Genomic DNA, 15,441 nt, shown 5'->3' on the forward strand with positions numbered 1-15,441 from the left:
GTTCTTCTCAGTGCGCAAGCACAAAATAGTGTGGTGGCGATAGCAAGAAGGATACACCTGTTCCCATGTCGAACACAGAAGTTAAGCTTCTTAGCGCCAATAGTAGTTGGTGGGAAACTACCTGCGAGGATAGGACGTTGCCGCGCAAATATAAAAAGGTTGGGCCGAAAGGTTTAACCTTTTTTGTTACCATCAGTTTTTTCCAAGAGAGAGTAGTGATTAACCTGCAGCTATCAGCTAATGAGATACTTAGTGTTACTCAGGATGTTTACGTGGCCTATGAAGAACCCTCTGTGAGTAGGATTAAGCTAAGTAAAATATAGCGCATCGTAATTAAAAAGCCGTTTAACAGTCCCTTATGGATGGGATGGTTAAACGGCTTTTTGCTATGCTAAGGCGTCATTTTCTGTTTCCTGATAACGTTGCAAGATGTAGATTGCTAGGATAACTAGAATTGCACCACTCATTTCTACCCAACTAAAGCGGGCATGGAAGAAGATGATACTTAGAATAAATGTAATTACAGGTTGTACGGCATCAACGATACTGATTACGGTTGATGGTGCAAAGTTTAAACTGTGTAACAAGCAAAGATATGCGAATACAGTTCCAATCAAAATAACGGCTAAAATTGCGATAATACCGGAAGCATTTAAACGCGGCGGTGCTTGCCAGAATGGTCGGTGGATATTGAAGAGTAAACCACTGATGAACATGCCCCAACCTAAAACGAAAATTGGTGATTTTTCATTAACGATTGGTCTTGGTAGTACAACGTAGAAAGCAGCTGTTACACCGGATAAGATTCCCCAGATTAATGAATTAAAAGGAATTGTTAAAGTATGGATATTGCCTTTCGTAATAGAAAGGAAAACGCCAATTAAAGCAATTCCGAATGAGATAATATCAATTCGATTTGGCCACTTACGTAAGAAAGCGAGGGTTCCAATAACGATAAACAGAGGACTTAGATATTGTAAAATAGTCGCCGCTGCTGCATTCCCCGTTTGGATACTCATGAAGAAAGTATATTGATTACCCATGATACCGAAAAGGGCGTAAGCGATTAGCCAAGCCGTTAATCGTTTTGATTTAAAAATGGAGAAGATATCTTGTTTGAACTTAATTGCCCCGATAAGTAATAAAATTAAACCAGCGCCAAGCGTTCTAACGGATAGGAACCAAGTTGCAGGGATCTTTTGTCCTTGCGAGATGAATTCCAAAATAGTACCTGAAACGCCCCAGAGTGCGGACGCCATAGTCGCCCAAAACATGCCTTTGACGATGTTTTGCGGTTGAGTTCGATTGTTCATTGTGCGCCATCCTTTTTTGAAAATTTACAACTATACTATTATAAGCTAAATGGCGTATTTATGCTATTTGCAAAACTTTTTTCATTATTATTCCCCACAAAATAATAAATATGGCAGTGATAAAGCGAACTGGTCAACAAAAGCTAATTAAGTTATGATGAATAAAAAAGTGAGGGATTCAGATGCAATACATTGCGTTATTACGGGGAATTAATGTGGGTGGTAAACGGCCAGTTAAAATGAGCGTGCTTAAAACTGCGTATGAAGCGGCTGGATTCACTAATGTGCAAACATACATCAATAGTGGTAACGTGTTATTTGAAGCCCCAGAAACAGGCTTAACAACCTTAGCGGCAACTTGTGATCAGATTATGGTGGAGACCTTTGGCTTTTCTGTGAATATCGCCGTGGTCACAGCTGACCAGTTGATTCAAGCTGTTGCGGACGCACCAGCTTGGTGGGGCAATATGCCAGATGTGAAACATAATTTAATCGTGGCGATTGCGCCTAAAACGGGGGCGGAATTGAGTGCACCCGTGAAAACATTCGGTCGGACGCGGTGGTCGACTGTTGCTAAAGGGGACCTATACCAGTGGCTGACAATTCGGAATGCCAACACCGCTCGTAAATTAGTGGCACTCGCACAGGCACTACGGGAAGCATGAAGTGGTTAGACTCGCATCTTCATTAATATTCATATATACTTATAGTAATAATCAATAAAGAAATGAGGGACGCGATGCGCTTATCCAATTTGAAACAGACGATTATCCAGATGGGGTTGATCTTGATTGCTCTCGAAATTATTGCGATTGGGATTCAACTCTTCTTTGCCCCCCATGAAGTAGCAGCCGGTGGGGCAACCGGTGTGGGGATCTTATTAGAAGAATTGATGGGGTGGAAGATATCAACAGTGGTGTTTGTGATTAACATCGGCATGCTGATACTTACTTACTTCTTACTTGATAAGAAAACCACGTTAAGAATTCTCTTTGGTAGTTTTATGCTACCAGTTTGTTTAGCTTTAACGCCCCAAATGATGGTGGTGGAAGACAAACTATTAGCAATTATTATCGGGAGTGTTGTTTACGCTGCCGGAATTGCCTTGTTATATCGAATTGATGCCTCGAGTGGTGGCTCAACAGTGCCACCGTTAATTTTCAAAAAATATTTCAATATCAAACCGGCATTGAGTTTGCTGGTAGTTGATTTACTAGTCTGCTTTGCGAATGTGTTCGTCTCTGGTTTTGAGACGTTCATGCTGGCAACTTGTTCATCAATTCTGACGTTGATTACGATGAACTATATTGAGACCGGGTTGAACCGGAAAAAGGTCCTCTATGTCATGAGCAACGACCAATTACCTGAAATTAAAGCCCATTTAATCGAAGAATCTGATGTGGGCGTGACGATTTTTGATGTTACTGGGGGCTATTCTAATGACAATAAGCAGATGTTGATGCTCGTTGTTGAAAATCAAGCCTATCAACACATTATTAATCGAATTCATGAAGTTGATCCTTTGGCATTTACGATTGTGGCTAACGTAGCCGAGGTACGCGGCGGTAGTTTATAAATTTAAAAAGGGTCGAGACAATTGTCTCGACCCTTTTGTGTGTTATTGATGATTAAAGTAGCGATCAGCTTTTAAATTATTGATGGTGAGCATGATAATCAAGCTGATGATATAGAGTGTTGAAATGAAGAGCATCACGGTCATCACCGAATAATGATCAAGTAACCAACCGATAATCACGCTCGAAAATCCACCGATACAGCGGCCAACGTTCATAATCACGTTATTGGCGGTTGCACGGACTTCGGATGGGTAGAGGCGACTGACAATCGCGCCATAGCCTGCAAACATACCATTTGAGAAGTAGCCGACAATTGCACCGACGAACAATAAAGCACCCATGCTATTGGGGAAGGTTAAGATGTAAACGCCTGCTGCTGAAGCAATCAGGAATAAGACAAAAGCAAACCGTGGACCAATTCGGTCTAGAATCCAACCGAAAGTCAACATGCCTGCTGACATCCCGGCAATCGTCGCTAACATCCAAGTTGATGAACCAGCCACACTGAGGTGCATTTGTTGTTGCATGATGGTTGGTAACCAGTTCATTAAACCGAAGTAACCAGCGATTTGGACGATTGCCATTATCATCAGCGCAACTGTTTGGTAAGCTAGTTCGCGTGTTTTAAAAAGAGCGCTAATCTGACCTTTTGGTTGATCTGATTCAGAAGTGAACGTTGTACTTTCGACTAGATGATGGCGGATAAAAAAAGTAATGATAACAGGTAATAGGCCGAATAGAAATAGTGCATGCCAACCAAATTGTGGTAAGACCCACGCTGCTAGAAGTGCCGCGGCAACAGAGCCAAGTTGACCTGCGACACCCACGAAGGATGAAACACGTCCGAGCTGTTTCTTAGGGAAAGATTCGGCTAAGACCGTCATGCCAATCCCATATTCGCCACCAGCACCGATCCCAGCTAAGAAGCGACAGAGATAAATCATGGGAAGGGTGTGGGCAAATGACATAGCCGCTGTCGCAAAAGCAAAGATAAAAATGGTGTAAGTGAATGTTTTAATCCGTCCAACGCGGTCGGCTAAAACGCCAAAAAAAAAGCCACCTAACAACATTCCAATATTGGTAATCGTTGCGATTAATCCCGCCTGTGTTCCACTGAGATGTAAATCTGCAATGATGGACGATAGGGTGAAAGACAAGAACATAACGTCCATGTTTTCGAGACCGAAGCCGGCCGTCGTTGAGGCGACCACCTTAGTCTGGTAACTTGTTAATCGATGTTGGCTGTGTGCCGTAATAGTTTTCATATTCAGTTTTCCTCCAAAAAGGACGCTCTCTGTCGTCCCTTATTTTGCTTGGTGCCAATCTTAGCACAGGAAAGTAATCTGTGCAAGGGCGTTATGGAAAAAGCGCAAGCGTCCTTTGTGATATAATTGAGTTTATAAAATAGCTCTTCAGCGATGGAGGGCGTCATGGAGGCTATTGAATGACTGATAAGAAAAAACGCTTTACTTTTCCGAGCGCCTACACAGTAATTCTACTTATTTTACTGGCAGTGATGATCTTGACGTACTTTATACCAGCCGGAAAATATGCGAGTTTACAATATAACACAACCCAGGAAAACTTCACTGTGGTCGCACCCAATGGGCATGAAGCGACAGCACCTGGGACACAAGCAACACTGAAGAAATACCATGTTAATACGGATTTAGCGAAGTTTAAGGATGGGTCGGTGTATAAACCAGTTGCGATTCCAAATACATATCAAAAACTCAATCAGCATAAACCAAACTTATTTGGCGCAATTAAACAATTTCTGAATGCGCCCATTCAAGGGTTATCTGAAACAATCGATATTATCACATTTGTCTTAATTCTAGGTGGGATTGTGGGCGTTGTGAATAAGACCGGTGCATTTTCGGCCGGAATGGCGGCGCTATCGAAACGTTTGAAAGGCAAAGAAGCCTGGTTAATCGTGATTGTAACGAGTTTGATTGCCTTAGGCGGGACCACCTTTGGCTTGGCTGAAGAGACAATTGCATTCTATCCAATTCTAGTGCCAATCTTTATGGCAGCTGGCTACGATGCGCTAGTCGCAATTGCGGCGATTTATCTAGGCAGTTCAATCGGGACAATGGCTTCAACGGTGAACCCGTTTTCCGTCGTGATTGCTTCTAATACGGCTGGCATTAGCTTTACAGATGGTATGGGACTAAGGCTTGTAATGCTGATTCTAGGCACACTCATTTGTATTTTTTATACGATTCGGTATGCTGAAAAAGTAAAGCGTGATCCAAGCCAATCACTCATTTATAGTCAAAAAAAGAAATTGGAAAAACATTTCCTGGGAAATAGTGATGCTAATGAAGTTCCCCAGTTTGATTTTCGTAAGAAATTGATGTTACTAATCTTCGCAGCCGGATTTGTCATCATGGTCTTTGGCGTTAAGGAATGGGGCTGGCTATTTAATGAAATTTCCTCGTTATTCTTAGCGATTACGTTCATTTTGGCGTTTATTTCCGGATTATCGGAAAAAGATTTTGTTAGTGAATTCGTTGCAGGGGCTTCCGACCTGTTAGGTGTAGCCCTCGTGATTGCTTTAGCACGCGGCGTGACGATTATTATGGAACAGGCACAAATTAGTGATACGTTATTGTATTGGTTAAGTAGTGGCGTTTCCCATATGAGCGGTGTTATCTTCTCAACAGTGATGTTCTTTGTTTTCATTCTACTAGGATTCTTCATTCCGTCGAGTTCCGGTCTAGCGGTGCTATCAATGCCCGTCATGGCACCGTTGGCTGATGTAGTCGGTGTTAATCGTGACGTTATTATTAGTGCTTATAACTGGGGACAAGGCATTATGTCGTTTATCACACCAACTGGTTTGGTCTTGGCCTCGCTGGCAATGGTCCATGTAACGTTTGATAAGTGGTTAAAATTCGTTTGGCCATTAATGGCGATTATTGGTCTATTAGCAATTATTTTACTCGGTGTTAGTGTCTATCTTTAAAAAACGGTCAAAAAAGGTCCGCCACAATCGTGGTGGACCTTTTTTCGTGATTAGTAAACTTTAAATTTCGTTACTGGCCAGTAGCGGAGTTTGACAACGCCTTGAATCCCGTTGAAGGCTTTAGAATCATCACTGACAAAGCCTACTTCTTCATACCGACTATCCTTTGAAACAGTCCGGTTATCACCCATGACGAAGTAGTGGTGGGCAGGGACTGTGGAACGACCAAGCACGTCCTTTAAATCAAAGTTTGGCTTATTAGTCTTTGGGTTGAGTGTGAAGTAGTTTGACCCGGCTAGGAAGGTTGTTGGATCTTTTTTATAGTCATTTAAATAAGGCTCACTGGTTTTTTTATTATTAATATAGAGTTGATCCTTGTTGAAGCGAACAGTTTCACCGGGCATGCCGACAATTCGTTTAATGTAGAATTCACCTGGCGAATCAGGGGCCTTGACGATAACGACGTCGCCGCGTTTCAGTTTCGTATGGCGTAGTGCAATGACCCGATCATACTGTGTAAAGTTGGGTTGCATTGACGGCCCGAAAATTTGTTCATTGGCAATGACGAATTTGAGCAGTAATTGCGCAATGCCGACCATCACGGTCGCTAATAAAATGATTTGTATAGTGGATTTCCAAAATTCTTTTGCTTTAGCTGACATATCGCACATCCTTAGAATTCAATAGATTCATTGTACTACAATTAATTGGTAGATGACAACAAAGCTGTATAGTTCCTTAACTATTTAAATGTTTTTTTAAATAGCGGAAAGGGTTTGTGGTATACTAAAAGAGATTATTTTAAATGACAGGAAAAGTGAGTTTAACGGATGGCGAATTTAGTAATTGTACGACACGGTGAGAGTTTAGCCAATCAATTGAATACTTATACCGGTTGGTCTGATGTACCATTAACGGCTGCTGGGCGTAGGCAAGCACAGCATGTTGGGCAACAAATTCAAGCAACTGGCATTCAGTTTAGTCATGTGCATACTTCGTTATTAAAGCGTGCAATTTTGACGAGTTACATTATTCTGGATGAAATAGACCAATTGGCCATTCCAATGACGAAGAGTTGGCGATTAAATGAGCGCCATTATGGGGCATTGCGCGGGTTAAATAAGGAAAAGACGCGGGATATTTTTGGTGCGCATCAAGTTGCCCGCTGGCGGCGTAGTTACACGGCGGTCCCACCTTTATTGACGACTTTTTTGCAGGCCCGTCGTTATCGACTAGTTCCACCGATGAGTCGGCCACGCGGGGAGAGTCTTGCCCAGGCAACGCAACGGCTATTACCTTATTGGCAAGATCAAGTAGTGCCAGGATTACTTGCAGGCCAGGACCAATTGATTGTAGCGCATGGTTCTACTTTGCGTGCGCTCATTAAGGTGATCGAACAGATTTCAGATCGCGATATTGATGGTGTGGAAGTTGAAAATGGTGAAGCACTGTATTATCGATTCGATGCTCAAATGGTAGTCATTGAGAAGGGACGATTAGCGGACTAAGCGGATGGACAACAAATTGAAAAGAGGACTGCTGTTGGTAGGGCTCATCCTACTAATTATTGGCGGCACGATTTATCATGAACGGCAAAAATATGCCGTCCAAACTCAACAAACCCAACAAAAAATGAAACAACTTCAGCAACAATTACAGGCAACAAAACTTGAGTTAGCCATTCAAAAGGTAAAAAGTCATGAAGCCGGGATTGATGATCGAACCATCAATCATTTGAGTGCGAAGGAACAACAATTTGTACAGCAATTGCTATATGACAACAGTTTTAGCGGAACGATTTTAATTGTGCGCCGGAACCGCGTGTTATTTCAAGGTGGCCGAGGTTACGCAAACTTTGCGACTAAGCAACTTAATTCCCCGCAGACGACGTATCAGATTGCGTCGATTCAAAAGTCATTAACGGCTGCGTTGTTGATGAAACAGGTGCAAGCCGGCAACATCGATTTAGCAACACCGTTAAGTCGGTATTACCCACAAATAAAAGCGGCGAATCAAATTACGCTGAAGATGATGGTTGATATGCATTCTGGATTGATTGAATCATCTGCGCCGGAAAAAGAATTATCAGACCAAGCGCGGATTCAATATGCGCTTGATCATTTGGTTGTTAAAGACATTGGTCAGCATAATTATTCACCAGTTAATTACCTTCTTTTGGCAGGAATTTTAGAGCAGGTCACGCATAAAAGCTATCGAGAGTTAGTGTGGAAACAATTGATAACACCCCTTAAATTAACATCGTTTAATTTTATGCCAAATGAAACGACCGGCCAACAAGCGACTGCTTATGGCTATCAACAAGACGGCTATGGCACGCCAGTTAGTGAACCAAGTTACGTATATATGCGTGAGTTAGGGACCGGAAATATGTATGCCACAACGAGTAGCCTCTTTCGAACTGAACAGGCGATTGTTCAAGGAAAAGTTTTTAAAAAATCGTTATTAAAAACGCTCCGCTCATCGACTACTGGTGAATATACGGGTGGTGTTTATAATTACAAAGATTATTTTACAAGCCACGGAGTCGAATCTGGATTCGAATCTAGCTTGCAGATGAGTCAGGATGGGCGTTCAGGAATTGTCTTATTATCGAATCAATATAAGGCCAATCCTTCAATCGTACTTCTAACGAATCAACTTTATAAGCAGTTAATTACGCTTAATCGTTAAAAAAGCAGCTTGGCTTAATGCCTAGCTGCTTTTTGTTTGGACTGTAAAATGATGTTGTGCAAGTGTCCAAAGGCCAAACCCAATTAAACAGCCAAACCAGTTTAAGAGGATGTCACTGAGTGCGAAAGTCCCTAGATAAAAGGCGAATTGGAGAATCTCAATGCCTAGAATCGTTAAGAGCGCTATGATGTTCGTTTCAACAAATGAGGCTTTCAAATGGTACAAACCGCCTAATGGGATGAAGTAAACGACATTCAGTGCGGCTTCGAGCAGTGTTTTATGATCCTTTTGAATGAAATCGAACGGGTTCAAGCTAACTGCATGATAGACGTTTGCTTTAGTGAATAAGACAATGAATAATAAGAGCAGATAGACGCTGTAGACGAGATAACCATAGATTGGCGATAGTTGTCGGCGGTCCCATTGCACCCAGCCCAACCAAAATGTAAGGGTTAAAAATAGAATCAGAAAAAGCGTCGTTGCTGGAAAACGGGCCATAACCCGGGTTAAGCGTGGATAACTGTTGAGTGTTGGTAAGACAATGTGCCACACGAAGTAGCGACTTATGAGGTAGGCGACCACACCGGCTAAACCATATTCAAGTATCTTGCGCATTACGATTCCTCCAGTGATTATAGTTTGGTTTGGGCGAGGCGTTTAGTGAATTCAGCCATAAAGTCAAAATGTTGTGTGTCGGCTAACGTATCTTCTAATTTATTTAGAAGTTCGTTGAGCGCTTGTTGTTCGTCGGGGGTTAGGCTACCGAATAAAGTCTCCGTAAATTCATTGCGACCATCGAGGGCTTCTTTTAAAACCGCTCGACCGGCCGCTGTAATGAAGACGTGGGTGATTCGCCGATCATGATGATCGGGCCGCCGATTAATGTAGTGTTTAGACTCTAATTTGTGCAAGCATTCGGTTAGGGATGAAGGCCGAATGTCGAGACTTTCGGCGAGGGCTCCCTGCATTTGTCCGTTTTCGATATTAAGGCGTTTTAGAATGCGAATTTGGCTGACTGAGCGATGATCGGATGAAAATTGCATGCCATAATAATGGCGATAATGGTGAACCACCTTATTGAAAGTTTGGAAAAGCTCGTTAGATAGCTCGGTCATGGGGACTCCTTAATAAAGTTTAATTTGAGATGCTAATACGGGTATAATACGTCATTTCATAAGGTGGAGCAATATTGCTCAGGTTTTATCAAGGGTGTTGTGAATAATCTTACATAATAACCGCAAAAAAAAAACGATGGTTAAACTGAGTCAGTTCTAACCATCGTTTTGGGGTTGTTATTGAGCTGCTTTTAAGAAATTTAATGCAGCTGCATAATCTGGTTCGTCTGTTTGTTCGATAATTAATTCGGTGTAGCTAATTGTACCATCTGCTTCCAAAATAAAGATTGAGCGTTGAAGCGTGTTGTTGCTTGGAACGTAGAGTTGCATTGCTTTCCCGAAACTGAGTGCCTCATCAGAAAGGAGTTGCATGTTCTTAACGCCTTCTGCAGCGCACCAGTTATTTTGTTGTTCGATGGTGTTTGTTGAAATTGTGTAGAAATGGACGTCTTCGAATTGATCGACGGCTTGGTTAAAATGCTTTGTTTGAATGCTGCAAACACGGGTGTCAATGTCTGGCACGACGCTAATTAAAGTCCGTTTACCGAGCAATTGCGCAGAAGTCACCGTTTCGCCAGCGGCATTTTTAAGGTCAAATTGGGGTAACTGTGTGCCGACGGCTGGTGGTGTGCCGATTGTATCGAGTGGTTGATCGTGTCTTGTGATTTGCATTTGCATAAACCTCATTTCATAATAAAAGATGCTTTTATTCTAAGCTGATTGTGCTGAGAACACAATTAATCACGCTCGAGGAGTATAGAAAATGTTACGTAAAAAAATTCAAGCCTTATACGCTAAAAAGATGCTGAACCAAATTATCAAAGAGGTCAATGTCAAACCGCTCGTTTATGAAATTGTCGATGCAAGTGGGACTGAAACCGCGGTTTTGCTAAGTCATGAGCAATGGGTTAAAATCCAAGCCGCGTTAACCGCTAACAAGTAGCGTGAATTCCCGATTTAGACTTAATACGGTAACTAAGCTGTAACATTTCTGTAATAGTTGAATGTTACACTTGTTCTTGGTTGGAAAACCGTACATAAGTTAAGTATTTTTAAAAATGATAAAGGGGAATCATTCAGTGAAAAAAGTCAGTCGATTAATGTTCAGTGCACTAGCATTCTTAACAATTGGGTCAACAATGGCGGTTAGCATTGGTGCAGTCAGTGCCGATGAAGTTGCTGATACAAAAGCATCAATGACAAACCTTAGTGCTGAAAACTCGGCTTTATTAGCTAAGTTAAGTGCTGCACAAGATAAGGTTGCTTCAATCGATAGCCAAGTGTCAAATAAGACCGTTGCAATTGATGATGCACAAAAGAACATTGCATCAACGGACAAAGAAATTACTGAAGTGGCTCAAAAAATCGTTAAAGTTCAAGCTGAAGTCCAATCTAGAAAAGCTGTTTTAAAAGAACAAGTAATTGCGCTTCAAAAACGTGCTGGGGATAGTGTTTCTGGAAATGTTTACGTTGACTTCATCGTCAATAGTGATAGTTTCTCAGATATGGTCAGTCGTGCTTCAGTTGTTGGCAAGTTAAACCAAGCTAACAAGGAAGCAATGGACGCCGTAGCGAACTCAGAAAGTAAATTAGCTACTTTAAAACAAGAACAAGTGACTAAAAAAGCAAACTTAGTTAACACAAAAGCACAGTTAGAAAAAGATCAAGCACAGTTAACATCACTTAAAGCAGATGCAGAAAATGAACAAGCAAGTTTCCAACAAGAAGTGGATGGACATAAGACACAGCTTGCTAGCTTACAAAGTCAATTAGATGCTCAAACAGCAGCCGCTGTTGAAGCTGCTAAAAAAGAAACTGAAAAAGCAACAATCGCCCCAACGGTTGCACCTAAAACAGGTTCAGACAATACACCAGCACCAACGCCTGCAAAAACAACGACAGTTGCGCCATCTGGTGCAAACACTGGTTCATTAGTTGGCAATGCCTTACAATTCATTGGCACACCGTATGCATGGGGTGGCGCACAACCTGGTGGTTTTGATTGTTCTGGTTTAGTTTGGTACGCTGCTAAGATGGCCGGCATTAACTTACCACGGACATCACAAGAACAAAGCACGGTTGGGACAAAAGTGTCATTATCAGAATTACAACCTGGTGACCTTGTTTTCTGGGGTGGCGTTGGTTCAGCACATCACGTTGGGATCTATATCGGTGGTGGCTCATACGTTCACGCACCAACAGAAGGCCAAAATGTAACAACGATGTCAATGCAATATTACAAACCTGACTTTGGTCGTCGTTTATAAGATTAGATAAATAAATAAAAAAGTTTGGCATCTGCTTAAATTAAGCCGCCAAACTTTTTTATTTATTTAAATCCTGAATAGAAGAGTGTGAATGAATAGTGACAAAACAACTATTAGTCATTACGGGCGCCACGGGTAGTGGCAAAACAACGGTGAGCCATTATTTAAAAGAGGCCTTTCAAATTCCACAAGTGGTTACCCATACCACGCGGCCTAGACGGCATAATGAAGTCGACGGGGTGGATTATTATTTTGAAACACCAGACACCTTGGCACAAAAGCACCTCGTTGAATCGGTGAGCTATTCTGGCTATCAATATGGCTCTTCACATGAAGCGTTAGATTTGGCGTGGCAAAAAGCACAGCTGATTAGCCTAGTTGTTGATACCAAAGGGGCACAGACTTATTTAGAGACGTTCCCCGAAGAAGCATCGGTCTTGTTCTTAACGGTTTCTGAAACAGATGCGTTGATTACGCGCCTTGAAAAACGGAAGGATAGTCCTGAAGCAATTCAAAAACGGATTCAAAGTGCTGAATTTAAGCGGGATCTGATGTTACCGAGTCATTTAAATCAACGGGCAACTGTGTTGGTTAACGATGACTGGGAAACAACTAAGCAAGCCTTAGCAACATTAATCGCAACCCTAAAAAATTGATCATTGAAAATAAAAAGGAAGCCTGTCGAACGCGTTCGACAGGCTTCCTTTTAACGTATGGTTAACCCTTATGCAAATAAGTGTTGGTTAACCGAATTGGTTTGTTTCACTTTATAACTGAGTTTTTGTACGGCTTGTTCAATTGTAATACCACTTGCGCTGATTTTTTCATTGTTCGTTGCAGTTGCGATAAATTTTTGAGTTTGCGTATCAAGTGAAACATGATACCAATTATTAGTTTGACTAGTAAATTCCATCGTAAAATCTCCCTTCAAATGACTATAAATACTGATAGAAGGCTAATGAAGACGATTTCTTAAAAATCATCTGAATTACATCATAACGCGCAGCCTGAGATAATGCAACTATTTTGTATTCGAATTCATTAAAATTTGGTGAAATTTAGTTGTGCTTAGCTAACGGTTATGGGATTAAGGGTATAATGGTAAATAGTGTGGGGTAACAACTAAATTGAAGTTGGTAGTAACAAGCGCCAGCGCCTGACAACCTAGAAAGCATGTGCTAGAATGGCGTATCGATTAATCGAGAGGAGCGGATGTATTAAATGAGCGAAATAACCACTGCCATTGCCGTATTACGCGCAAATGGGTACAAAATTACCAAGCAACGCCGAGAGATGCTACAGTATTTATCGGGATATGAAAATCGCTACATTCCCGTGACTCAAATCGACGAGCATATGCGCGCCATTTTTCCGGGAATGAGTCACAATACGATTTATCGCAACATTAAAGATTTTGAACAACTTGGCTTAGTAGAACAACAAACAGAGGGTGAACAGGCCCACGTTAAATATCAATGCGATTTTGAACATCGCCACCATCATCACTTTATTTGCCGCCAGTGTGGCAAAGTGATTGAATTGAAAATGTGTCCGTTAGATTTTTTTAGTCAGCAAATTCCAAATTGTCAAATTGAAGGTCATCAGTTCGAACTCTATGGCCTCTGTGAAGACTGCCAAGCATAATAGAAAGGGAGCGTTAAAATGGCATATCACACACCACCCATTATTCCACCAGCCGCCATTATTTCGTTAATTATCGCAATGAGTGCGACCAACATTGTGGCAAATACGGTTAAACCTGTTGAAAACACCAAGACAGAGCAGTCGTCATTTGTTTCAAGTAGTAGTGCAACCACAGGTTCAACCAGCAGCATGAATACATCAGAACCAGAATCTGAGTCTGAATCGGAATCCTCATCGACCTCTGAATCAACCGTTAATTCCTCTTCTAAGGCTGTTTCAAGTCAGGATCGGACGGATACGGATGCCAACTCACAATCATCTGATGATGAGCAGACAACAACACCACAAAATGATGAGTCAGCTAACACGACCACGGCAAGCAGTAGCTCTGCTAACACAAGTAGTAGCGCTAAAGTGGTTTCAAGTAGTAGCAGTGCCACTGCTACGCAGTAATAATTTGTTTTACGCGCAATAAGGGGGACATTTATCGTGTTAACTTTTTTAGACATTATTAACCATTATTTCGGTTACTTAAATATTAATGGTCGCGTTAAAAATCGCCTTTTTTCAGTTATTTGTTTAATTGGTGACTTTTATCTTCTATATAAGAGTGTGACCTACTTTAAAGCTCAAGCGGTTGGACGAGGTGTGATTAACCTCCTCGTCTTTTTGGTGTTATTCTATTTTGCAGTGATGAACCTGTATTTCTATTATCGGGGTAAAAATGCGGTCATCGATATTTCACCGTATGTTGAAAAAGCGCTGGGTGGTGATCCAAACGCGCCACATCCACTAAATGGGGTAACCGCCAAAACGCAAGTGATCTCACAAATTCAACCGGCCACTGGCTTATTTGAAGAACAAAATCTCTTGCCCGCGCAACTGACAATGGACGCGGAACAAACCCAACGTTTAGGATCCTTGATTAACGAACTGATTGAATCTGGCTATCTTAGCTTGAATTACGCAAGCTTAAGTGATAATGATATATATGAACAAGCGCAACAATTGCAGCGACCAATTTATGCGATTGGGAATCAAGTTGCTTTACCGTTTTATGAAATGAAACAAGAAGCAGATCGTTGGGTGCTCTATGGGGGGATTAACGCCATTGCCAAACAACCGTTAGCGCAGATTACGACGGTTGGCTTAACCCCAATCCAAGACCTAGCCCAAGATTATCAACTTGCAGTCGCCCATACTTGGATTACGGGTGGCCCGAACAAGATGGCCGGGCGTAGTGGTGTGGTTGAAGGCAATGATCCCTATCAATTAGTGGTTCAGATTGCGTACCAAGAACGAACAAAGTAGTCAGTGGAGGAAAATAGGTGGAGATTCATAACGAATTCTTAGATGTCAATTATCGTTACCAATACTACCTACTAGAATTAGTAGCGGATAACGGCAATTATTACTTAACAGTACCAAGAGCCATGAAATTATTGGGGATTTCTAAATTTAAAATAACGCAGTATGTCGAAGGGATTAATGCTGATTTAGCAGTGATTAGCCCTACAAGTCATTTGAAGGTCAATGCCGACGGAGTATTTGAAAGCCAAAACATCGACGAGGGGGTTGTCCGGAAGGTTCGTTTAGACTATCTAAAGCAATCAAACCTCTTTAAGATGTTAGAGTTTAGCTTGCTGCACCCTGAAAAAAATGAAACAGCCGACTTTTGCGATGCGCTCTTTATCGGGACCACGAAATTCTATGAACTGGCAAATTCTATAATTAATCCGAACAGAAATTAAAAAGCCCAAAGCAATCACTTACAATGGTAGTAGCTAATTCCAACCAATATAGGGAGTGATTACTTTGGGTACATCTACTTTATCACGTTTTCAACGTGGCGCACTAGCACAA

At 41.7% G+C, this 15,441-nt stretch carries 19 protein-coding genes and 1 rRNA gene; 13 read left to right on the forward strand and 7 right to left on the reverse strand.

The annotated features are described in order from the left end of the window. The first annotated feature begins 29 nt into the window (after positions 1–29). Positions 30–146: ribosomal RNA gene (rrf, locus tag ACF1X7_RS09430) — 5S ribosomal RNA — on the forward strand. A gap of 240 nt (positions 147–386) precedes the next feature. Here rrf and ACF1X7_RS09435 read toward each other — a convergent pair. After that, entirely contained in the window at positions 387–1,313 is a 927-nt protein-coding gene (locus ACF1X7_RS09435; RefSeq protein ID WP_064776777.1) for a DMT family transporter, read from the reverse strand. Positions 1,314–1,495: 182 nt separating this feature from the next. Here ACF1X7_RS09435 and ACF1X7_RS09440 point away from each other — a divergent pair, with 182 nt between their 5' ends. Together ACF1X7_RS09440 and ACF1X7_RS09445 are read left to right on the forward strand one after the other, a co-directional pair. After that, positions 1,496–1,978 (forward strand): DUF1697 domain-containing protein, encoded by a 483-nt coding sequence (locus ACF1X7_RS09440; protein ID WP_064776778.1) that lies wholly within the window; start codon positions 1,496–1,498, stop codon positions 1,976–1,978. A 74-nt stretch (positions 1,979–2,052) separates the two neighbouring features. Continuing rightward, positions 2,053–2,889 carry a YitT family protein gene (locus ACF1X7_RS09445; RefSeq protein WP_411162717.1) on the forward strand — a complete coding sequence of 279 codons (837 nt, stop codon included), beginning with the start codon at positions 2,053–2,055 and terminating at the stop codon, positions 2,887–2,889. Between the two features lie 42 nt (positions 2,890–2,931). On the opposite strand, the gene ACF1X7_RS09450 is transcribed toward ACF1X7_RS09445, so the two are convergent. After that, a complete protein-coding gene (locus tag ACF1X7_RS09450; RefSeq protein ID WP_064776779.1) occupies positions 2,932–4,155 on the reverse strand; it encodes an MFS transporter in 1,224 nt (407 codons plus the stop codon). 179 nt (positions 4,156–4,334) lie between these two features. Between ACF1X7_RS09450 and ACF1X7_RS09455 the strand changes: the two genes are divergently transcribed. After that, complete coding sequence (locus ACF1X7_RS09455) at positions 4,335–5,861, forward strand: YfcC family protein (protein ID WP_064776780.1); 1,527 nt, start codon at positions 4,335–4,337, stop codon at positions 5,859–5,861. 50 nt (positions 5,862–5,911) lie between these two features. Here ACF1X7_RS09455 and lepB read toward each other — a convergent pair whose 3' ends face one another. After that, positions 5,912–6,523, reverse strand: a complete 612-nt coding sequence (gene lepB / locus ACF1X7_RS09460) for a signal peptidase I (RefSeq protein ID WP_146955140.1) — start codon at positions 6,521–6,523, stop codon at positions 5,912–5,914. A gap of 168 nt (positions 6,524–6,691) precedes the next feature. On the opposite strand from lepB, the gene ACF1X7_RS09465 reads away from it, so the two are divergent. Both ACF1X7_RS09465 and ACF1X7_RS09470 read left to right on the forward strand, forming a co-directional pair. After that, on the forward strand, positions 6,692–7,369 hold the full coding sequence (locus ACF1X7_RS09465; protein WP_039099223.1) for a 2,3-bisphosphoglycerate-dependent phosphoglycerate mutase: 678 nt from the start codon (positions 6,692–6,694) through the stop codon (positions 7,367–7,369). A gap of 4 nt (positions 7,370–7,373) precedes the next feature. After that, the gene (locus ACF1X7_RS09470) at positions 7,374–8,552 is read left to right on the forward strand and encodes a serine hydrolase domain-containing protein (RefSeq protein WP_039099224.1); all 1,179 of its coding nucleotides are present in this window, start codon (positions 7,374–7,376) and stop codon (positions 8,550–8,552) included. 21 nt (positions 8,553–8,573) lie between these two features. Here the strand turns inward: ACF1X7_RS09470 and ACF1X7_RS09475 are convergent, their stop codons facing one another. The 3 genes from ACF1X7_RS09475 to ACF1X7_RS09485 all read right to left on the reverse strand — a co-directional run bounded on the left by ACF1X7_RS09475 (position 8,574) and on the right by ACF1X7_RS09485 (position 10,339). Then, the gene (locus tag ACF1X7_RS09475; RefSeq protein ID WP_039099225.1) at positions 8,574–9,167 is read right to left on the reverse strand and encodes a VanZ family protein; all 594 of its coding nucleotides are present in this window, start codon (positions 9,165–9,167) and stop codon (positions 8,574–8,576) included. A gap of 17 nt (positions 9,168–9,184) precedes the next feature. After that, a complete protein-coding gene (locus ACF1X7_RS09480) occupies positions 9,185–9,667 on the reverse strand; it encodes a MarR family winged helix-turn-helix transcriptional regulator (protein ID WP_039099226.1) in 483 nt (160 codons plus the stop codon). 177 nt (positions 9,668–9,844) lie between these two features. Then, a complete protein-coding gene (locus tag ACF1X7_RS09485; RefSeq protein WP_004266024.1) occupies positions 9,845–10,339 on the reverse strand; it encodes a peroxiredoxin in 495 nt (164 codons plus the stop codon). Positions 10,340–10,430: 91 nt separating this feature from the next. On the opposite strand from ACF1X7_RS09485, the gene ACF1X7_RS09490 reads away from it, so the two are divergent. The 3 genes from ACF1X7_RS09490 to ACF1X7_RS09500 all read left to right on the forward strand — a co-directional run bounded on the left by ACF1X7_RS09490 (position 10,431) and on the right by ACF1X7_RS09500 (position 12,590). Then, positions 10,431–10,610, forward strand: a complete 180-nt coding sequence (locus tag ACF1X7_RS09490; protein WP_004266068.1) for a hypothetical protein — start codon at positions 10,431–10,433, stop codon at positions 10,608–10,610. Between the two features lie 136 nt (positions 10,611–10,746). Beyond that, positions 10,747–11,934, forward strand: coding sequence for a C40 family peptidase (locus ACF1X7_RS09495; protein WP_081326630.1), 1,188 nt, complete (start codon positions 10,747–10,749; stop codon positions 11,932–11,934). Positions 11,935–12,029: 95 nt separating this feature from the next. Beyond that, a complete protein-coding gene (locus tag ACF1X7_RS09500) occupies positions 12,030–12,590 on the forward strand; it encodes a guanylate kinase (RefSeq protein ID WP_039099227.1) in 561 nt (186 codons plus the stop codon). A 68-nt stretch (positions 12,591–12,658) separates the two neighbouring features. On the opposite strand, the gene ACF1X7_RS09505 is transcribed toward ACF1X7_RS09500, so the two are convergent. Continuing rightward, on the reverse strand, positions 12,659–12,847 hold the full coding sequence (locus ACF1X7_RS09505) for a hypothetical protein (RefSeq protein ID WP_039099228.1): 189 nt from the start codon (positions 12,845–12,847) through the stop codon (positions 12,659–12,661). A gap of 308 nt (positions 12,848–13,155) precedes the next feature. Between ACF1X7_RS09505 and ACF1X7_RS09510 the strand changes: the two genes are divergently transcribed. From ACF1X7_RS09510 to ACF1X7_RS09525, 4 genes are read left to right on the forward strand one after another with little or no spacing between them, the layout of a single operon-like run. Then, positions 13,156–13,578: a Fur family transcriptional regulator gene (locus ACF1X7_RS09510; RefSeq protein ID WP_004266005.1), complete on the forward strand. Its 423-nt coding sequence runs from the start codon at positions 13,156–13,158 to the stop codon at positions 13,576–13,578. An 18-nt stretch (positions 13,579–13,596) separates the two neighbouring features. Then, the gene (locus ACF1X7_RS09515) at positions 13,597–14,031 is read left to right on the forward strand and encodes a hypothetical protein (RefSeq protein ID WP_039099229.1); all 435 of its coding nucleotides are present in this window, start codon (positions 13,597–13,599) and stop codon (positions 14,029–14,031) included. Positions 14,032–14,067: 36 nt separating this feature from the next. Continuing rightward, entirely contained in the window at positions 14,068–14,889 is an 822-nt protein-coding gene (locus ACF1X7_RS09520; protein ID WP_039099230.1) for a DUF6681 family protein, read from the forward strand. A 17-nt stretch (positions 14,890–14,906) separates the two neighbouring features. Continuing rightward, on the forward strand, positions 14,907–15,329 hold the full coding sequence (locus ACF1X7_RS09525) for a hypothetical protein (protein ID WP_069468517.1): 423 nt from the start codon (positions 14,907–14,909) through the stop codon (positions 15,327–15,329). Positions 15,330–15,441 lie beyond the last annotated feature (112 nt).

The sequence above is a fragment of the Latilactobacillus sp. VITA-14 genome, from assembly GCF_046580785.1.
Classification (GTDB): Bacteria; Bacillota; Bacilli; order Lactobacillales; family Lactobacillaceae; genus Latilactobacillus; species Latilactobacillus curvatus.